This window comes from Roseovarius sp. MBR-51, assembly GCF_053628575.1.
In genome coordinates this window covers 127,963-146,832 of the sequence record NZ_JBRJGQ010000002.1, presented here as the reverse complement: position 1 = coordinate 146,832, position 18,870 = coordinate 127,963, and the positions used below count along the sequence as shown (strand labels likewise).

Sequence of the window (18,870 nt, the reverse complement as noted above, 5' to 3'; positions counted from 1 at the left end):
CTCAATCAGACCCCAACCCTCGATCGAGAACACAGAATGCATAGCCACACACATATGACCGACACCTTTGCCCCCCGTACCGATAGTCAGCCCCGTTGCGCCAGCCATGGGCATGTCTGTCGTGCCGAGGCTCCTTTCGCACAGGTCTCGATCGGATCACGCAGCTATGAAATCGCCGAGGCCCTCAGAGAAGGGGACCGCCTCGCCTTTCGCACCCATGGCCAACAGGAATGGTGCGCCCTCGACCGGCGCGTGGCCGATGGCTGGGTCGCGATTGCCTCTGACATCCTCTTGCTCGACCCCGATGTGTTGTTCGATTTTCTCCATACCCACGCCGTGCGCGTCAGCACGTCCCAGGAACCGCCCTATGATATGGAATTCGACACGCTCGGGATCAAATGGACAGCACGGCTCTTGCAGGACCGCGATGGCGAGGTCAGCTTTGGTGGCGGCCTCTGGCATCACGCCCGTCTGGGTCTCAAGGCGCCGTCTGACGGGCGCGCCCGCGCGATCATGGTCCTGCTGGCCGCCATGCCCGATGCCCGCCTCCGATTCGAACCCCATATCACACATTGGGCACACCGAATTGCTCAGGGTGTTCGGGTCATTCCGATGATGTGATTCCCATCGGGCGACCCCGTTCAAAGGTGAAATTTTGGGTCACATTTGCGTGATTCCTACTATGGGTTGTAGGCGCTGACGAAAGCACATCCAATCATAGTAGCAGGGCTATCTTTCGATAGCGCTTTACCTTTAGATATGGCTGCTCCGACAGAAAACTCTGCTAAAAGATGCGCAACGAATGCGCCTTGTTTTGCAATCAAAAGAGACAGACCATGAACCGTAGATTCTTTCTGACACTGGCCGCCGTGGGCCTGACACTAGCCCAATCCGTCGCGACCTATGCCGCAGACGAAGAGGTCATTCTGACCGTCAACGACCTGCGCAGCGGACAAACCACAACCTTCACCGAGGCAGATCTTCTCGCCCTGCCGCAACAGAGCTTCGAGACCACGACGATCTGGACCGACACGACGCCCAAGTCGTTCTCCGGCCCCGCGCTCATGGCTGTGCTGGAGGCCGCCGGCAGCGCGCCCGGCACCCTCCGCATCCACGCAATCAACGACTATAACGTGACCTTCCCTGAGGAACGGCTGGAAGATACCGTGCCGATTCTTGCCAACCGGATCGACGGTGCACCCTTCTCGCTGCGTGAAAAAGGTCCGCTTTGGCTGGTGTTCCCCTACGACATCGACACCCGCTTTCAGAGCGAAGAGTACTTCACCCTGAGCGTGTGGCAACTCAAGCAGATCGACATCCTCGCCGAGTGATCCGTGATACACCCTCCCTCCAACGGCACCGGCCCCGACAAGGTCTTTAACACGACCAAGCGTCTTACGGCGCAGATATTGCTGTTTCTGATGCTCATCTCCAGCATCGCGCTGCTGGTCAGCGCGATGGCGTTTCAGCAGCGTCTGGATGCAATCCGCTCGGCCAACACCGACAACGGCGGTTGGGTGGTCGCGCAGCTAGAGGTGGATCACCTCGGCCTGATGCAAAAACTCGACGAGGCCGTGCTTCAGCTCCGCCCCCAGATCAACGTGCCGCTGACCCCGGAAAACCTGGCTAACGTCAAACGCGAGTTCGACATCTTCTACAGCCGTATCGACATCTTCTCCTCGACCCTGCAACGTATGGAGGTCTCCGAGGCGCTGCTCGCGCAGGTGGATCGGCTCAAGGTCACCCGCGAACGGCTGGCCAACCGAATCGACGCGATCACCGTCAACGACCCACAGGCCCTCGAGGCCTTTCGCAAGGCGGTGCATCGCTCCTATCCTACGGTGCGCGACATCACCGTGGCCGGGCTTCAGGAAATCACCACCGAAACCACCCGCGTCCGCCAAGAAGAAAAGCGCCTCTTCGTCCGGTTCTTCGTGCAATCTCTGGTCCTCTTCGTCCTGATGGCGATCGGCGCGGTTCTGGCCGTGCGCCTCTGGCGCGAACTGGAACGGCGCACCGCCGAAACGGGCCGCATCGCAGCCATGCTCTCGACCGCCTTCAATTCGACCCTGAATGCGGTGATCGTGACCGATCCCCAGTCGCGCATCCTCTACAGCAACGTGCGCGCGCACCGCATTCTGGGCTACACGTCCGAAGAGCTCCAGACCATGCGCGCCGAAGACATCGTGGTGCCGGGGGCCCATGATACCGCCGGCCATGACAGCATCAAGGATCTCATTGGCAAGGGATCAATGCTCGGGGCGTGCCGCAATGCGGTCGGGCGCGAAATCCCCGTCGAACTGTCGCTGGTCACGGACCATGACATTTCCGGCCAACCCATCGTCATCATTTTCATCCGTGACGTCTCCGCCCAATTCGAGGCCGCCTCGAACCTCCGTGAGGCTCTGCAACAGGCCGAACAGGCGGCCCGCGCCAAGAGCATGTTCCTCGCCACCATGAGCCATGAGATGCGCACGCCGCTGCATGGGTTGATGGCCTCGCTCGGGCTGATCGAAGAGGCGCAGATGTCCCCCGAAAATCGCGCCCTGCTGAAAACCGCCCGCGATTGCAGCGCGCGCGCGCTCGATCAGGTCGATGACGTACTGGAACTGACCCGGCTGGGCGAGAGCACGGAAACACCCGTGCACTTCGATCCGGCCCGTATTGCCGCCGACATCGTCGACGAATTGCAGCCTTTGGCGTTGAAATCCAACAACCGGATCGACCTGATCACCCAAGGTGCCTTCGACGCCCATCGCTTCGAGGGATTGCCAAGTGCCTTCTCGCGCGCGCTCTACAATCTCGCGGGCAATGCGGTCAAATTCACCACGAGCGGCGTCATCACCATCCGCCTCAGCCTTGGTGGACATGCCCCCGAAGACCTCAATCTTACGGTCGAGGTCGAGGACACCGGCGTCGGCATTGCGCCGGAAAACCAGATACGCATCTTCGAGAGCTTCGAGACCGTTGACCGCAGCGAAGTGAACTCCACCATGGGCAAAGGGCTCGGGCTGCCCATCGCCCGACTGGCCATCGAGCGGCAGGGTGGCGCCCTGAACCTCTTCAGCACGCCCGGCGTCGGGAGCCGCTTCTTCTTCACAATCCCGCTGCGCCTGTCGACTGCCCCGGAACAGGGGCTGACCCCAGTGCCCTCCGACGCCCGGATTGAGATCCAAGACACACCGCGCCGCGTCCTTGTTGTCGATGACAACGACATCAATCTGACCCTGATGACCGAAATGGTGCGCCGCATGGGTCACCACCCCGAAACCGCCCTGAATGGCCAAGAGGCGGTGGACAAGGCGCAGGCCGAGGCTTTTGACGTGATCCTTATGGATTTTTCCATGCCAGTGATGGACGGACCCACCGCGGCTGCGACGATCCGGAAATCTGGTGGTCCGTCTGCCCGGACGGTGATCATCGGCGTGACCGCCCTGATCGGCGCCCATACCGGCGAGGGGCAGGCGTCAGCGATGGACAAAGTTCTGACCAAACCCGTCAGTCAGCAGCATCTGGCCCGCGCCATCCGCGACACCCGGCGCGATCACTCTCACGCAGAGTCCGCCAAAGAACCGGCAGAGCCCCCCCTGACCGAGAGCCGCGGTTCCGCATCCGCCATGCAGGATCTGAGCGCGTTGGTGGGACCGGATACAGCCGTTCGGCTGGTCCGCGCCACGCTCGGCGACGCAGAACTGGCCTTTGCGGCGATGCTCAATCCCGACCTGTCGCTCGACGACAAGGCGCGGATGATTCACAAGGCGGTTGGTTCAACCGGCGTCATCGGCTTGGAAGAGCTCACGGAAACACTCTCAGAGGCGGAAACCTTGGCCCGCGACGGGCGCGATCCCGCCCAGAGCGATCTGGTCGCCGCGGCCAAATCCCTCCTCAACGAGTTTCGCACCGATTTCGCGCCCTACCTGAGCGCCCCAACGGACCGCGACAGCAACACGTCAGAGACTGTCTGACTCGAGACCCAGCTTTTGCATCCGGCTGATGAGCGTGGTCCGCTTCAACCGCAGCATTTCAGCGGCCCGTGTGACCCGCCCTTGGCTCAGTTCCAGCGCCGATTGGATCACCTTGACCTCAACCCGCTGCAACATGGTCCGCAGATCGAGCGAACCGTTCTCCGCCAACATGTCCTTGAGATCGGGCGTGCCCACCGGCAGTGCCTCGACCGATGGTTCGGGTGCAATCGGTGTTGTGGACGGAAAGCTGAGGCGCGGCACCAGGGCGACACGCGCCTCAGCCTCGGTAATGGTCCGGTTGCGGAACAGGATCTGTGCGCGGTCATGGAAATTGCGCAGCTCCCGCACATTGCCCGGCCAGCCATAGGCCATCAAAAGCGCCAGGGCGCCCGGCGTCAACTGGAGCGTGGCACCGCCCCGGTTGCCCTGCTCCATGGCGCGCAGGATCTGCGGAATGTCCTCGGCATGGTCGCAGAGCGCAGGCATGCACAGGCTGAACACCTCGATCCGAAACAACAGGTCCTCCCGGAACCGTTTTTGGACAACATCGTGGTGCAGGTCGCGGTGGGTTGCGCTCAGCAGGCGGAAATTGACGGCAATCGGCTCTCCGCCCCCCACCCGCTGAATGGTCTGGGTCTCCAGCGCGCGCAGCAGCTTGACCTGCACATGCAACGGGGTCTCGCCGATCTCGTCGAGAAAGAGGGTGCCGCCTTCGGCCTGCTCGATCAATCCGATCCGCCGATTGAGCGCCCCGGCGAACGATCCCTTTTCATGTCCAAAAAGTTCGGACTCCAAAAGATCAGCCGGAATGGCTCCGCAATTGACCGGAATCATCGGGCCAGTGCGACCCGACATAAGATGCAGCGCAGTCGCCACCACTTCCTTGCCCGCGCCCGTGGGGCCGGTGATCAAGACAGGGACATCGCTTGGGGCAATGATGTTGATCGTCTGCTTGACCCGCCGCATCACCGGCGAGTCGCCGACCAATAGCGCATCAAGCCGAAGATCAATTGGAAATTGCTCCGTGAGCGAAGACGCCGTCCAATAACTTGTCATAATATACGACCTACTATCCCTTTGGTTATTAACCTTCCTAGCAGCATCTTGCGCACCATCAGAGCGTGCAAAAGGACTCGGGCAACGCTCTAAAGATAGTGATAAGGTCGCGGATACGCGCAGTCGGGATTACTGACGGCGCTTTTGTCCGATTGGACGGTCCGGCATCCGTGGTAGCGCCCCCTCCGGCAGCGCCGAGTCGTCCCAATATTGCACGTCGCCCGCCAGCGTCACGAGCGGCGCGTTGCCCAGAAATCGTCGATCTTCGCGCACCACCGGCGCTTCGAGGCGCGGAGCCATGCGCGGCGGCAGGCTTGGTCCGGGCTGTGTACCGTCAGCGCGTACAAATTGTACATGCTGTACCCCTGCCTGCACCGGCCCGACCGGCCCAAGCCGCGCCAGAACCTTGCGCACCCGCCCCAGATAAGCGGCCCCCCGGCCCGGATCACGCGAATGATAATACCGCGTCGCCCCGTCCCAACTCCCTGTTTCTGAACGTAATTCACTCAGATAGCGGGCCGCATACTCCGTGTTTTGCGCTGGATCGATCATCTCTTCGAGATCGGCGAAATTATCCCCATGCCAGCGATAATTAAGCTGCATACACCCCACATCAAACTCCCGCACCCCACGATTCACCAACTGTCGCAGATGCGTCAGAGCCTCCTCTTTGCTTTGATAATAAAAGGCTTTTCCCCGCACGTTCGAGGTCCAAGCCCAAGCGCGCGCGCCCGACTTGCCCTGCGCACGCCCCGATTCCGTGCGTGCGATAGCGCTCAGCAATCCCTCCGGCAAACCATGCCGTTCCGACGCCTGCGCCGCAAGCGCCTCACAATTCACAGGGGTCGCGAAGGCAAAAACCGGCGCGCAAAGCAGGGCCAGTATCAAGGATATAGCATGTCTCATACCCCCACTTTGCAAGTGGCGGGCCAAATCAGCCTAGGTCACTCCAGAACTTGGGGCGGCCGGAGAAACCATCACATGTCATTGATTTATCTAAGAAAATCAAACAGGCTCTGCTGCGTGATCCGTGCATATGTCTGTTGCGCGGCATCCCGCGTCAGCATTGATTGCTGCAACCGCGTGAGCGCATCCGCGAGATCCAGATCCTCGAGACCGGCAACCGCCCGGTCCATCGCCAGCTTGCGATTGTCGATCACATCTGATTGCCGCGCCGCATCCGCCGACAGCGCTCCCAACTGCGTGCGCTGATCAATCAGGTGATCCGTGGCACTCTGGAGCCGGTCAATCACCGCATCCCGCGTCCGCCCACTCGGCACAATCGCCTGCGTCGCACCTTGGGCATCGCGGGCAGAGACCAAGACACCGCCAGGATCAGGTTCGCTGGAAACCCCTGAAACCGTGATATTCCCCTGTGCAGACAGGCTCAACCCGCCCGTATCCGGGTCAAGCGCAGCACTGATCCCGGTCGTTGCCGTCTGGGCGTTGATCGCCTCAACCGCCCCAGACAGAGCGCCTTGCGCTGCCTCATAGGTGATCGTGGCCTGGCCCAACGGCCCTTCAACGGTCATTGTCCATTCCGCCGGGGCGCGGCTCAACGCCGGTTCAAGGCTCAATTGGCCGTTGCCAGTGGCACTGGCACGTGGCGCGGAACTGGCCGTGGCAAGAGTGCCAAGAAAATCGTCGATCACGGCGAAAACATCGCCGTCCTCAGAACCCATGCGAAACACCGTATCACCGCTCAGTCCGGTGGGCAGGCTAATGGATTCAGATACTTGCAGCCGCGATTGCCCGCCGTCACCCCGATAGATCACGCCGCCTGCCCCATCTCGGAACGGATCGGCTTGCGTGCCGTAGCCGCCAAAGAGCGCGCGACCGCTCTCATCTCGGGCATTGGCCAACCCAAGCAAACTCGCGCGCAGCGCCCTCACCTCGGTGCCGATGCTGTCCCGCTCTGTCGCCGTTGCCGTATCCGATGCCGCGCGCAGCGCCAGTTCTCCGACCCGGCGCATGAGATTGCCAGTCTCGCTCAGGACCGTGTCAGCCTGATCGAGCCGTGCCCCCGCCCGCTCGAGATTGGTCGAATAGCGCTCCAACGCCTGTTTTTGCTCTTGTGCCGCTGACAGGCGCAGAGCCCGCACCGGATCGGCTGAGGGTCGCGGATCGTTGACACCCGACGAAACCTGCGCTTGCAGATCGGAAATCCGGTCATTGACCTGCGACAGGTTGCGTGTGGTGACGTTGTGAAAAAAGGCTGTGCCGATGCTCATTCAATACCTCATATCGCTTGGAGCAGGGTGTCGAACAGCGCACGCGCCACCGACAAAACCTGCGCATTGGCCTGATAGGCCTGTTGCTGTTGCATCAGTTGTGCCGCCTCTGTATCCAGATCGACACCGCTCAGTTCGGATTCCGCGCGCGCGGCGCTTTCAAACTCGGCCTCGGCGGTGGCAGCACGGTTCTGGCTTGCTGTCACCTGCGCACCTGCCCGCTGTTGCAGGCTGGCAAAGCTGGTGGCATAGCCTCCTTGCCCGGTCAGCCCGTCACGCTGGCGCAGATTGGCCAGAGCCTCGATGCTGCGCCCGTCACCGGCACCACCAGCGTTCGGCGATAGGACGTATCTATCGCCCGTGACCCGCCCGCCACCCAGTGTCACCTCCAGGTCGCCAAACTGCGCAGTTCCCGCCGCATCAAGCGTCCGAGAGGCCAGATGTGCGCCACTATCGCGGTCAAAGAGCCCGACCAGACCCGTTGCAGCATCCAATACCCGTAGTTCACGCGTGCGCTCGGTCGCAGGCTTATCGCCGATCTGTCCGGCGAGGCGCAGCGCGCCTGTGCCACCCATCACGACCAAGAGATCTTCATCCGGGATGTTTGCCAATCGCAGCACAGAGCCGCTTGTGCCTGCCTCGCTCTGCACGTCCAACACACGGTCATCGGTTGCTGTCAAACGCAGCGTTCCGTTCACCACCTCGGCGCTAAGACCAAGAGTGTCGAACCCCGCTGCCGCTGCGCCCGATTGGGCATCTATCATCATCTCTCCCGCATGGGCGCTGAAAGAGATTTCCACCCGGCCATAGGTCGTGTTGATATGACCTGTTCCCGGAAAGCTTGGCGGCAGTACAACTCCCCCAGCCGAGACACTGATTGAATGCTCCTGCCCGTTCAGCGTAACAGTAAAGCTGGACGGCAGATTGGCCGCGTCAAACGGCTGGCCAATCACGGTCGTGACCGGTGCATCCCCAACTCCCATACCGAACCGTGCGGCTTCGCCCGCGTCCGCAAGCAAGCGCAGTGCCGAACCATCCAGCGTGCCGCCCTGCGTCTCCAAGATAAGGCGGTTGTTTGCGTCAAAGCGTGCGGTAACCCGCCCTGCTTCGGGACCACTGACCACGGGCGCACCGCCACTCATGCGAATGGCATAGTCCTGCGCCCCAAGGCTCACGCGCATCTGCGCCCCGTCAGGTGGCAGCGCGCTGAGGACCCCACCGGTGATCTGGCTGGCGGGTGCGGTGGCACGCAGATCAGCGGCCAGTGCGCTGGCCATCGCGGCACCAGTGCCAAGCGCCGGGTCGGCTTCGGCGGTCACACTGCGCCCATCTGCTCCGGTGACGGTTATGCGCCGCAGATTAAAATCTCCCGGCCCCGGTTCTGCCGGGGTCAGGATCACTTGCGCACCCGCGGCACTGGTTTGCCGCGCGATGAGCCCATTGGCGAACCCGTCCGTTGCAGCACTCTGCAAGACGCCATTCTCGGATACGCCAAAGGGCGCAGAACCACTCAGGCGCACCGTGCCCGAAATCCGCGCCGCATCCGGTCCGCCCGCACCAAGGCTCACTGTGCCCAGCGTCGCACCATCCGGCGCAAGCCGGGTCAGCGTAACAGGCTCCGCCCCGGAATGGGCGAGCCGTGAAATCGTGATATCGAGCCCATCGTCCTGCACCAGCACAAGACGGCTCCCGTTCGGTGACAACTCAGCCCGGATGCCTGTGCCGCCGGATTGCGCATTGATCGCTGCCTGTAGTCCCGCAGGTCCTACGGCACCAAGGTCCGCCTCAATCGTGACTGGCGTAAGATTCTGTCCAGTCAAGCGCAGGGACAGCACACCGCTTGCCGGCACGTCTACTGAGAGCCGCGTTTCAGCCTCGGCCTGCACCGGAAGACTATCAGCTAACTGTTGTGCAGCCCAAGCCGCATTGGCCCCATCCGGTAGACGCAGCGTGCTTGATTGTGTCGCACCGTCATAGCTTATGACGGTGCCTGGCGTTTCTGTTGCGGGCGAGGTACCCGTCCAAGCCGCGATCCCGCCGACTTGCCCAATAAGGACCGTATGGTCGCCACTGACCGACTGACGCTCAAAGGTCAAACCTCCGTAGGGTGCCGCACCCTCAAGATAGTCGGCATTGTAGGAGGCATCAGGATGGAATCCATTCTCGGACGTCAACAAGGCTGCCGCTTCTGACGCGCTGAGCGGCGGACCCGAGAGCTGCCGGCCATCGCGGGTAAAGACCGAAAGGGTCGCGGCCGGGGCTGCATCCGCGACCACCACACCCACCACAGGGCCCAAATCGGTCACGAGACTGGCAGAGGAGGGCAGCGCCGCGGCGCGCGCCAGCAAGGAGAGGGTGCCACCAGACCCTTCCGCCAAAAACCCGAGATCGCGCAGGCTCTGGCCTGCCGCAGTCTCAACCGCGCCTGAATTGAGGGCATTCGCCAGAGTGGTCGCATCAAGGCCCGCGGGCAAATCGAACACAACCTCACCTTCTGGCATGGTCAGGCTCAAGGTCTGCGGAGCCGCGCCCGGCGGTATAACCAAATCCATTGCTGCAAGGCGCGGCTGAACTGACAATGCCACGTCCGCAGTACCGGCTGGGATTACCCCAACGACGCCAGCGCTCAAAAACTCGACCGGCTCGTCCCCTATGACGCCCGCCAAATCCGTCAGACCCGTGACGTTCGTGGTCAGGGCGGTCGCATTCAGCGCAGCAGTGCCCTGATTGCCGGAAACCGCACTCACGGTCAGCGTGCCTGCTGCAGCAAGTCCTTGGGGATCAGTCAACACCATCATCAGATGGCGCGCCGAAGCGTCCTGCCGCGTCAGCGTGATCCGGTCACCATCGAACGGAACGCCACTCATCTCGATGCGCAGCCCCGGCAGGCTGAGAGTTTCGACACCTAGAGCCAATGTTTGTCCTACCGCGTCGCGTGCCTGCCACTGACCCGTGGGCGCATCATGTACCAACGTCAATGGTCCTTGGGGCATTTGGGTTGCATCAGTGATGACCAACCGCGCAGAGCCAGTGCCTCGCATCAGCGCGCCGGACTCTGCTTCCCATCCCGAAAGAGAAAACAGCGCAGCCCCAGGTTCGCCCACCGGCGTCAGCCCTTTGGAATGCACCGCATTCATTTGCTCAGCCAAACGAGCGGCCCATTGATCGAGATCGGTCCCGGCTTGGGCAATGGCCCCCGCCGCATCGGCCAACCCGCCCAGAACACCCCCACGCGCAATAGTTTGTACCTCGCGAGGGTTCGTATCGGCGGAGGTGACGATCAAACGTCCCTCGCTGCCCAGTTCCAGCCGACCAGAGCGACCCCGTTCAAGGATCAGCGGTCCGCTACCGTCCGCCCCAAGCCGCACCGTTGCGCGCCCTGCGTCATCCAGCGTGACATCCACTGCAACCAGTTCCGACAGATTGACCAGAAGCCGGTCGCGCTGATCCAACAGCGGATTGCGCGCGCCCTCATCCGTGACCTGTGCCAACCGCTCTTGGACTTCGGACAGACTGCTGAGGATGGTATTGGCTTGGTCTACGGCCTGCTGTGTTTCGTCCTGCGCATTGCGCGCCAACACGTCAATCCCCTCAGCCAGATCGGCAACTCCCCCGGCCAGAGCAGTGCCAGCACTCAGAACGGCTTGCCGCATGCCCTGATCGTCCGGGGTCAGCGAAAGGCCATCAAGCGCATCAAAAAATCCATCCAACAGATCCGGCAAGCCGCCATCCCCCGGCAACAGCCGATCTTCGAGCGCCTGCACATGGCTCAGTTGGGTTTGGGCCGCACCAAGTGCGCTTTGGGCATCGCGGCTGCGCGCAGCCACCAAACCGTCAAAGGCGCGGCGGATGTCCGCGACGTCAACGCCCGAACCATATCCAACCTCCTGCATCACCGCATCGCGACGGCGATAGCCTTCGGTATCAATATTGGCGATATTCTCGCCTGTCACACCAAGCGCCGTGCGGTATGCAAGTAGACCGCCGCGCCCGATATCCATCAGATCGACCATGATTTACTCCTGCGATCCACCCAAGTGGCCGGAAAACTGGCGGTAAATAGCCTCGGACAGGCCAAGACCCGCACGCCCCGCCCCCACCTCGGTCAACGTACTGTCCAGCAGGGATTGGGCGGTTTGGGTCGCCGAACTTTCCGTCAACGAGTCTCCAAACGACGCAGCGCGACCGGATTGTAGGATCTGGTTCAGAAAAAGTGCCTCGAACCCCTCAGCGGCCCCGCGCAAGCGATCCTCTTGACGCGCAGCCTTGGCCGCGATCTTGCCGTCTGACAGGCTGGAGGTCTGACCGAGGTCAAAGGGCGTTGAAACCGGTGGCAGGGTCATCTTGGAATGCTCCTCAGATCACGATGAGTTCGGCGCGCAGGGCACCGGCCCGGTGCAATGCCTCGAGGATGGCCACCAGATCGGCCGCACTCGCCCCCACGGCGTTGATGGCATCGACAAGTGAGGCGAGCGAAACGCCCGGATCAAAGACGAAAGCGGGATTGGTTTCTTGCTCCACCGAGATCTCGGTATCCGGTGTCACCACCGCATTGCCCGGAACAACCACGCCACCATCCCGCCCATTGACGACTGTCGCCGCCTGATCGACGTTGAAATCCTCGTTCACCCGCACCGTCAGCGACCCATGCGACACCGCCGCAGGCGTCACCCGCACCATGCCACCGATCACGATCGTGCCCGTGCGCGCATTGACGATGACCTGTGCCGGAGGCGCGGCGGGGTCGACCTCGATATCCTGCAAGAGGCCCATGAAGGGAACGCGCGCCGACGGATCGGAAGGCGCACGCACCCGCACCGAGCTGCCGTCAAAGGCAACGGCCACACCCGCGCCAAACTGTGCATTGATTGCTTCGGCGACGCTGCCCGCTGTCGAGAAATCCGGACGGTTCAGGTTCAGCACGAAATATTCGGTTTCCAGGAACGAGGTCTCGACCATCCGCTCGACTGAGGCGCCGCGCGGCACCCGGCCCACCGTCGGCACATTGACCACCACCGATGACCCGTCGCCACCCGCGACGCCCAGGCCGCCGACCACGAGATTGCCTTGGGCAATGGCGTAAACTTCGCCATCGGCCCCCATCAGAGGCGTCATCAACAACGTGCCACCTTGCAAGGACTTGGCCTTGCCCGCCGTCGACACGGTCACGTCCAAAACCTGACCAGGTTTGAGAAAGGGCGGCAGCTCCGCCGTGACCATCACCGCTGCCGCGTTCTTGGCGTCAAGGTCATTGACCTCCACCTCGAGACCGAGGCGCGAGATGATGGATTGCATGGACTGCCGCGTCAGCCCCGAGTTCCCATCGCCAGAGCCGTTCAGACCAACGACCAGACCATAGCCCACCAAGGGATTGGACCGCACTCCTGCCACATCTGCCAGATCCTTGAGGCGGTCGGCATGCGCCACGCCAGGGATCAGACAGATGGAAAGGAGAAGGGCGCGCAGCATGTCCTGGACCCTCACAGCGGCGACACGGTTTCGAAGGCGCGGCGAAGCCAGCCTTGTTTGGCGGTATCAGCGACATCGCCCGCGCCAACATATTTGATTTCGGCATGGGCGATCCGATCGGAGCGCACCACGTTATCAGCCGAAATATCCGTCGGCCTGACAACGCCACTCAACCGGACATATTCCTGACCGTTGTTGAGCGTGAGCTTCTTCTGACCAACGATTTCCAGATTACCACCCGGCAACACACGCACCACGGAGACCGATACTCGTCCGGTCAGCGAATTGGATTGGGTGGCATTGCCCCGGCCCGCATAGCTGCGCGTGGTGCCGCCCGTCAGGCGCGTGTCATCAAAGCCAAAAGAGAACACATCTGGCACATCCAACTCGAAATTGTCGGTCTTGCTTGACCCCGCAGCCTGCGATTTGGTAGCAGCAAAACGTTCCGAGAATTCAACTGTCAGGATGTCGCCCACGGCACTGGCCCGCCGATCAGCGACGAACAACCCCTTGGAATAGCCGGAATATATCGCGCCTGTAGGCATCAAGCGGGACTGCTGAACTTCTTCTACAGGGTAGACCGGCGCATAAAGCTCGGATTCGGCCTCTTCGATCTGGGTGGAGCATCCAGCCAACGCGATCAGCGCAGCAGAGGTGCAGAATAGACGGTGCATTACAGACCCTTTCAGAGGTTGTTGGCGAGGTAGCTCATCATCTCGTCGGAGGCAGAGATAGAGCGCGAGTTGATTTCATAGGCACGCTGCGCTTCGATCATTTCGACCAGCTCTTGCACCACATTGACGTTTGAAGTTTCCAAGGCACCTTGGATGAGATCACCCATACCATCCTCAATCGGGTTGCCAACGACTGGGGCACCGCTCGCGGTGCTCTCGACCACGAATGTCTCACCCACCGGCTCTAGCCCACGCGGATTGGCGAATTGCGCCAGTGTCAACTGACCCACTTCCTCTGCCTCTACCGCATCGGGCAAGACCACGCTGATGATACCATCGCGGGAAATGCTGACGCTGGTGGCCTCAGCGGGGATCTGGATTTCGGGCTGGACGACATAACCGCTCGACGTGGTCAGAACGCCATCGGCATTCTGCGAGAAGGTGCCGTTCCGGGTGTAACCGATGCGCCCATCTGGCATCAAAACCTGAAAGAACCCCTTGCCATCAATTGCCAGATCGAGCGCGTTGTCAGTCGTGGTCAGGCTGCCTTGGGTATACATCTTCTCGGTGCTGACCAATCGCACGCCAGTGCCAAGCGTCGTCGGGGCGGTCTGTGCCGTGGCCTCGGAGGTCTGCGCTCCAGCCGGACGCACCGTCTGATAGAGCAGCGTCTCGAAATTGGCGCGGTCCCGCTTGAACCCGGTTGTGTTGACGTTGGCCAGGTTGTTGGAAATCACCTGAATGCGGGCCTGCTGGGCATTGAGCCCGGTTTTGGCCACATGCATCACGTTCGAGGACATCGGCTCTGCCTTTCCTGAGGTCACTGTTGATCTCAGGCTGCAAGCCGCGTGCCAGCCCATCCTAGGCTTACGGTCAATGCACAGACAATTTTAGAGCAGGATGTAAACATTGGCCTTTAGCTGACGTGGGCCCCGTGCGATGCGCCGCGCGTAAGCGCTTGGGGCGGATGTCAGCTACAGACCAGCAGTAGCCAAATTTAACCCTCAGGCGCCTGCATCATCCGCGCGCCGCCCTCATCCAGCTCGCGCGCAGTCAACACCATCCGCATGCCCAACTCAAAATTGCGTTGCATCTGCATGGTAGAGAGCAACTCTTCAACCGGGTTGACGTTGCTGCTCTCTAGCGTGCCCTGCAATATCTCGGCCCGCTGATCAGATGGCGGCAAGGCGCCCTCCACTGTCCGAATCTGCCCATCCTCACCCTTGGTCAGCGCAACCCCATCGGGTGGGACCACAGTGGCCAGCACCCCGGCCAGCACCGCCTCACCCTCGGGATCATCGAGCGGCTGAATATAGATCTCGCCAATGTCGGTGATGCGGATGTTGCGATAGGCGGGTACTTGAATGGGCGCCATATCTGGCCCTAGCATCGCATCGCCCGCACCATTGCGTAACGTGCCATCCATCTCTCGCCGAAGATCGCCACGGCGACTCAGCGCCGGATCGCCATTCTCCGGTGAGACATAAAAATAGCCGAGATCGGCAATCGCGACATCCAACTCCTCATCGGTGCGATCCAGTCGACCGGTTTCCTGTGAAAACCCGGCTGGCCCGGATTCGAGTTGAAACGCACGCGTGGTCAACCCCTCCATCATCTGCAGAAACCGCGCCCCACCCTCGTTGGGCAGATCACGACGATAGCCCGGTACAGTCTGGTTAGCGAGGTTCTGTGCCTGCGCCACCTGACTGTCACGGTTCACCCCCAGAGCGTTGAGGGCGGTATAGATCATCCGGTCCATGGCGATGCCCCGCGTTAGCTACGGATATTCAAGACCGTTTCGGCCAATGTCCCGTTGGTCTCAAGCGCCTTGGCCGAGGCCTGGTAATTCCGCTGCGCCATGATCAGATTGACCAACTGTTCGGTCAGGTCCACGTTCGAACGTTCCACCGAACCAGACCGGACCGCGCCAAAACCGCTCGTCCCCGGCACGCCCAAACGCGGCTCACCAGAGTCGCGCGAGGCAAGATAGGTCGCGCTTCCGATGCTTCCAAGCCCTTGAATATCAGAGAAATTCGCCACGGCAACTTGCCCCACGGCCAAAGAGCGCTCTGCCCCATAACTCGCCCAGACCGTCCCGTCATCGCGCACTTCAACCGACGAGAGGTCGAGCCGCCGGCTACCATCCTGCGAGACCGCAATCGCGCCAAAGGCCTCATCGGACACGCGCGAGCCGCTCAGATCAATGCTAAGCGCCTGCGTGCCTAGCGTATAATTCATTGCGCCAAGCCCGCCGGTCTGACTGCCGCCCGCATCAAAGGACAACGCTGCCAATGGGTCCGCAGGCGCAGCAGTGGCCCCATCGACCACGAGTTGCACCGTATAGGCCAGTCCACCATCCAGCGCATCCGGCGCGTCCGACATGACAAAGAACGCCTGGGCGGATATGGCCTGACCTTCGGCGTTGAGTACCGGGATCTGGGTGGTCGCGGCATAGGTGCTGGGATCAGCCGGATCAAAGGGCGCAGCAGGAATGGCCGCCTGCGTTCCCAGACCGCCATTGTTGGCCAGGGACAGGTTGAACGACAAATTAACCGCCGTGGTCGCCTGCGGCGTGCCGGTTTGCTGCGGAATCTGCAGCCGTTCGGTCTGCGTTGTGGACAGCGTATCGCCGTTCTCGGTCGTCGGGAATACTGTCAGGAAATGTCCCGCCGCGTTGGTCACAAACCCGTCTCGGTTCATTCCAAATGCCCCGGCGCGAGTATAGCCGACATCGGCCCCTGCATCCGGCCCCGTGCGGACCTGAAAGAACCCCGGCCCTTGCAAGGAGAGATCCAGCACATTCCCCGTCGCCGTGAGCGAGCCCTGCTTGAAGTCCACCGCGACGCGGCTCACCTCGGTGCCCGACCCGATCTGCGAGGCAGGGCGGCTATAGGGGCTATTCGTATAGATATCCGCGAACTCCGCCCGGCTGCCGTGAAACCCCAAGGTGCCCACGTTGGCAATGTTGTTCGAGGTCACGGAAATATCTGCCTGTGCGGCATTCAGCCCCGAAAGTGCAGTGTGAAAGCTCATTGGTTGTTCCTGTCTAGTCGTTAATGTTTCGATGTTCAGGCCTGATGTCAGGCACGGTTTCCAAATTTCGCCTTAGCGGATCGAGTTGATTTCCAGACTGCTGCGCAACCCGTAGTCCTCAACCCGAAGGGTCATGTCCTGCCCGGACTCGGGCATCTGGACGCCGACCACCCGTGCATAGACAAAGGGTTCAGCAGCCGTGGCACCGTCCACTTCGATCGACACCCGCACAGCGCTCCGCGTCTGAGCGATATCGGACGGCAGATCGTCCCAATCAAACCCCATCAGGCCGGCGGGCTGCGCGCCCATATCCTGACGATGCAATTCGGTGCCGGTTTGTGCGTCGGAGTAGACCACCGTGACCGCGCTCGTGGCCTCTGGAAGGTCGGCAACCCCATGCACGCCGCCGGATGCATCGGGACGCGCCAGCGTGCCCGGCACCAACACCTGCTGCCCCAAGAGCGAAGACGCGGTGGCAATCCGATTACCGCCAATCTGGCTGCTGATTTCACCCAGCGTCGAATTCACGGTATCCAGACCCGCCACCGTCGAGAACTGCGCCATCTGCGCAAGAAACTCGCCGTTCTCCATTGGAGAAAACGGGTCTTGGTTTTGCAATTGTGCCGTCATCAGAGTCAGAAAATCCTGCTGCCCCAAATCACCGCTGCCGGTCCGTGTGGGGGCGGCGGCGGCGGCCGCTGCGGTAGTGAATGTGGCACCTGCGCCGGTTGCAGTGGTTATGTCGACCATCGCGGTGCTCCTTAGCCCTGACCCATCATGACCGTGCGCGCCATCAGCGTGCGCAGGGTCGAGACAGTCTCAAGTATGTTCTGATATTGGCGGCTGGCCTCAACCATTTCGACCATTTCCTCGTCGATATTGACCACGGATTCGTACACAAACCCCTCAGAGTCGGCCATTGGGTGATCGGGTCGATAGGCGCGTACTGGCTCGCGATCAAGCTGGACCACATCGCTCACGCGGGTGGTGGACAGGCCGTGCTGACCGGTTTGATCGGCGTAAACGGTCTCGAATACCGGGCGGAGCGGGCGATAGGCCTCGTCCTTGGTCGTGCTCACCGCCTGCGCATTCGCCATGTTCGAAGCAACGGTGTTGAGCCTCACCATTTGCGCCGACATGGCAGAGCTGGCAACGTCAAAGATATTTCGGATCATCATGGCTTATTCTCCTTTGATCGCTTGGCTCAGTCCTGAGATGCGCCGGTTAAGCAGCGTCAGACTGGTCTGATAGCGCAGACTGTTTTCCGCGAATTCCATCTGCTCCACGGCCAACTCGACCGTATTGCCATCCAGGGACGGGTTGACCGGAACCCGGTAGCCAGCCTGCCCCGCAGTGGAACCGCTGGTCGAAAAATGTCGGGTGTCGCTCGTGGCCAGTGCCCCACCACCAGTCTCCGCATTCAAAACCGACTGAAAGTCCATGTCGCGCGCTTTGAATCCTGGCGTCGCAGCATTTGCGATATTCGAAGCCAGCATCGCACCACGCTGCTCGCGCAGGGTCAGGGCCGAAGAAAAGAGACTCAGGTGATCGCGAAACGCGTCGGTCATTGCGCGGGCTCCTCTTGAGACATGGTGCGCGGTTGGTCCGGTCCTTGCAGGGGCTCTTGCATCACGGATGCCGGGGCCTTGCCCGCATCCCTGCAATTCCGGTGCCAACCGACCCGTCCAAAAGGAAACCCGATGTCAGAGACCGCTTCCCGCCCCGCGTCACGCAAGCCGCTGACCCTGCCGCGTAGCTTTAGCCGTGTGCTGGGTCGCCTTCTGACCATGCCCGCCACCGAGAGCCTGCCACTGGCCTCTGCCGCCTATGCCCAGACGACGGAGCCGATGCAGAGAATTTTGGCGATGCGCCTGCGCCTGCGGCTCTTGCAGGAGGCGCTAGATGCTCCGCGCAAACCCGCGCCGCCCATCAAGATGAACCCCGCCCCCCTGCCGCTCCCAGAACCGGAGCCAGAACCCGAACCCGCTCCGCCCGCCAAACCAGCCAAGACCAGCAAACTTGTCAGTCTTGACCTGGCTGGCGGGGCGCTGAGCATGATGATGAGCGAACTTGGGGGCGCTGACGACGAGGCCGATGATTTTTTTGGCGACGATTGAGTAGCGCTACAGCTCGCTATCTTTGGATAGAACGACTCTCTTTTGCCGATCCGCAAAAACCTTTGCGCGCTTTCCGTTACAGCTTGATCATGGGATTGTGATTGTACTTTCAAGGCTGCCCGGAGATACGGAAATGAAACAGTTGGCACCGCAAATGACCGTGAACAAGACGCATCAGTTTGGACAGGACACCAGTACCCCCCTCCATCTCCCCAGTGGATGGTGGCTTGCCCCAATGCTATTTCTCGGTATCGCGATGTGGTACTGGATCATTTCCGGATTTCTCTCAGTCTTGAACTGACGCTCCCTCCAGAGTTTGTGAACA

The 18,870-nt window shown here is 61.4% G+C and carries 17 protein-coding genes; 4 read left to right on the top strand and 13 right to left on the bottom strand.

Annotated elements, in window-relative coordinates; all coding sequences use genetic code 11:
* Window positions 1-54: 54 nt before the first annotated feature.
* From ACSSVY_RS03230 to ACSSVY_RS03220, 3 genes are all read left to right on the top strand, one after another.
* Window positions 55-621, top strand: coding sequence for a hypothetical protein (locus tag ACSSVY_RS03230; RefSeq protein WP_454268005.1), 567 nt, complete (start codon window positions 55-57; stop codon window positions 619-621).
* Window positions 622-836: 215 nt separating this feature from the next.
* On the top strand, window positions 837-1,331 hold the full coding sequence (locus ACSSVY_RS03225) for an oxidoreductase (RefSeq protein ID WP_454268004.1): 495 nt from the start codon (window positions 837-839) through the stop codon (window positions 1,329-1,331).
* A gap of 3 nt (window positions 1,332-1,334) precedes the next feature.
* On the top strand, window positions 1,335-3,965 hold the full coding sequence (locus ACSSVY_RS03220; protein WP_454268003.1) for an ATP-binding protein: 2,631 nt from the start codon (window positions 1,335-1,337) through the stop codon (window positions 3,963-3,965).
* Here ACSSVY_RS03220 and ACSSVY_RS03215 read toward each other — a convergent pair.
* From ACSSVY_RS03215 to flgB, 13 genes are all read right to left on the bottom strand, one after another.
* Window positions 3,951-5,021: a sigma 54-interacting transcriptional regulator gene (locus ACSSVY_RS03215; protein WP_454268002.1), complete on the bottom strand. Its 1,071-nt coding sequence runs from the start codon at window positions 5,019-5,021 to the stop codon at window positions 3,951-3,953. The two genes, ACSSVY_RS03220 and ACSSVY_RS03215, sit on opposite strands and share 15 nt — an antisense overlap.
* A 129-nt stretch (window positions 5,022-5,150) precedes the next feature.
* Window positions 5,151-5,927 carry a transglycosylase SLT domain-containing protein gene (locus ACSSVY_RS03210; RefSeq protein WP_454268001.1) on the bottom strand — a complete coding sequence of 259 codons (777 nt, stop codon included), beginning with the start codon at window positions 5,925-5,927 and terminating at the stop codon, window positions 5,151-5,153.
* A gap of 86 nt (window positions 5,928-6,013) precedes the next feature.
* Window positions 6,014-7,252, bottom strand: a complete 1,239-nt coding sequence (gene flgL, locus ACSSVY_RS03205; protein ID WP_454268000.1) for a flagellar hook-associated protein FlgL — start codon at window positions 7,250-7,252, stop codon at window positions 6,014-6,016.
* 8 nt (window positions 7,253-7,260) lie between these two features.
* Window positions 7,261-11,265: a flagellar hook-associated protein FlgK gene (flgK, locus tag ACSSVY_RS03200; protein WP_454267999.1), complete on the bottom strand. Its 4,005-nt coding sequence runs from the start codon at window positions 11,263-11,265 to the stop codon at window positions 7,261-7,263.
* Window positions 11,266-11,268: 3 nt separating this feature from the next.
* Window positions 11,269-11,595: a rod-binding protein gene (locus tag ACSSVY_RS03195; protein WP_296430020.1), complete on the bottom strand. Its 327-nt coding sequence runs from the start codon at window positions 11,593-11,595 to the stop codon at window positions 11,269-11,271.
* Window positions 11,596-11,608: 13 nt separating this feature from the next.
* Entirely contained in the window at window positions 11,609-12,721 is a 1,113-nt protein-coding gene (locus ACSSVY_RS03190; protein WP_454267998.1) for a flagellar basal body P-ring protein FlgI, read from the bottom strand.
* 11 nt (window positions 12,722-12,732) lie between these two features.
* Window positions 12,733-13,395 (bottom strand): flagellar basal body L-ring protein FlgH, encoded by a 663-nt coding sequence (locus ACSSVY_RS03185; protein WP_454267997.1) that lies wholly within the window; start codon window positions 13,393-13,395, stop codon window positions 12,733-12,735.
* Between the two features lie 11 nt (window positions 13,396-13,406).
* Entirely contained in the window at window positions 13,407-14,195 is a 789-nt protein-coding gene (flgG, locus tag ACSSVY_RS03180; RefSeq protein WP_454268226.1) for a flagellar basal-body rod protein FlgG, read from the bottom strand.
* Window positions 14,196-14,392: 197 nt separating this feature from the next.
* A complete protein-coding gene (locus ACSSVY_RS03175) occupies window positions 14,393-15,154 on the bottom strand; it encodes a flagellar basal body rod C-terminal domain-containing protein (RefSeq protein WP_454267996.1) in 762 nt (253 codons plus the stop codon).
* Between the two features lie 14 nt (window positions 15,155-15,168).
* Complete coding sequence (locus tag ACSSVY_RS03170) at window positions 15,169-16,428, bottom strand: flagellar hook protein FlgE (RefSeq protein WP_454267995.1); 1,260 nt, start codon at window positions 16,426-16,428, stop codon at window positions 15,169-15,171.
* A gap of 72 nt (window positions 16,429-16,500) precedes the next feature.
* Complete coding sequence (locus ACSSVY_RS03165; protein ID WP_454267994.1) at window positions 16,501-17,178, bottom strand: flagellar hook assembly protein FlgD; 678 nt, start codon at window positions 17,176-17,178, stop codon at window positions 16,501-16,503.
* Window positions 17,179-17,189: 11 nt separating this feature from the next.
* Window positions 17,190-17,606 carry a flagellar basal body rod protein FlgC gene (gene flgC / locus ACSSVY_RS03160; protein WP_454267993.1) on the bottom strand — a complete coding sequence of 139 codons (417 nt, stop codon included), beginning with the start codon at window positions 17,604-17,606 and terminating at the stop codon, window positions 17,190-17,192.
* Window positions 17,607-17,609: 3 nt separating this feature from the next.
* Window positions 17,610-17,996, bottom strand: a complete 387-nt coding sequence (gene flgB / locus ACSSVY_RS03155; RefSeq protein WP_454267992.1) for a flagellar basal body rod protein FlgB — start codon at window positions 17,994-17,996, stop codon at window positions 17,610-17,612.
* A 132-nt stretch (window positions 17,997-18,128) separates the two neighbouring features.
* On the opposite strand from flgB, the gene ACSSVY_RS03150 reads away from it, so the two are divergent.
* A complete protein-coding gene (locus tag ACSSVY_RS03150; protein WP_454267991.1) occupies window positions 18,129-18,545 on the top strand; it encodes a hypothetical protein in 417 nt (138 codons plus the stop codon).
* Window positions 18,546-18,870: the final 325 nt, after the last annotated feature.

Coding starts and splice junctions, on each gene's coding strand:
- flgG (WP_454268226.1), bottom strand. CDS start 14,195: ATGTCCTCGAACGTGATGCATGTGGCCAAAACCGGGCTCAATGCCCAG.
- ACSSVY_RS03190 (WP_454267998.1), bottom strand. CDS start 12,721: ATGCTGCGCGCCCTTCTCCTTTCCATCTGTCTGATCCCTGGCGTGGCG.
- ACSSVY_RS03150 (WP_454267991.1), top strand. CDS start 18,129: ATGTCAGAGACCGCTTCCCGCCCCGCGTCACGCAAGCCGCTGACCCTG.
- flgK (WP_454267999.1), bottom strand. CDS start 11,265: ATGGTCGATCTGATGGATATCGGGCGCGGCGGTCTACTTGCATACCGC.
- ACSSVY_RS03175 (WP_454267996.1), bottom strand. CDS start 15,154: ATGGACCGGATGATCTATACCGCCCTCAACGCTCTGGGGGTGAACCGT.
- flgC (WP_454267993.1), bottom strand. CDS start 17,606: ATGATGATCCGAAATATCTTTGACGTTGCCAGCTCTGCCATGTCGGCG.
- ACSSVY_RS03185 (WP_454267997.1), bottom strand. CDS start 13,395: ATGCACCGTCTATTCTGCACCTCTGCTGCGCTGATCGCGTTGGCTGGA.
- ACSSVY_RS03210 (WP_454268001.1), bottom strand. CDS start 5,927: ATGAGACATGCTATATCCTTGATACTGGCCCTGCTTTGCGCGCCGGTT.
- ACSSVY_RS03215 (WP_454268002.1), bottom strand. CDS start 5,021: ATGACAAGTTATTGGACGGCGTCTTCGCTCACGGAGCAATTTCCAATT.
- ACSSVY_RS03230 (WP_454268005.1), top strand. CDS start 55: ATGACCGACACCTTTGCCCCCCGTACCGATAGTCAGCCCCGTTGCGCC.
- ACSSVY_RS03170 (WP_454267995.1), bottom strand. CDS start 16,428: ATGAGCTTTCACACTGCACTTTCGGGGCTGAATGCCGCACAGGCAGAT.
- flgB (WP_454267992.1), bottom strand. CDS start 17,996: ATGACCGACGCGTTTCGCGATCACCTGAGTCTCTTTTCTTCGGCCCTG.
- ACSSVY_RS03165 (WP_454267994.1), bottom strand. CDS start 17,178: ATGGTCGACATAACCACTGCAACCGGCGCAGGTGCCACATTCACTACC.
- ACSSVY_RS03225 (WP_454268004.1), top strand. CDS start 837: ATGAACCGTAGATTCTTTCTGACACTGGCCGCCGTGGGCCTGACACTA.
- flgL (WP_454268000.1), bottom strand. CDS start 7,252: ATGAGCATCGGCACAGCCTTTTTTCACAACGTCACCACACGCAACCTG.
- ACSSVY_RS03195 (WP_296430020.1), bottom strand. CDS start 11,595: ATGACCCTGCCACCGGTTTCAACGCCCTTTGACCTCGGTCAGACCTCC.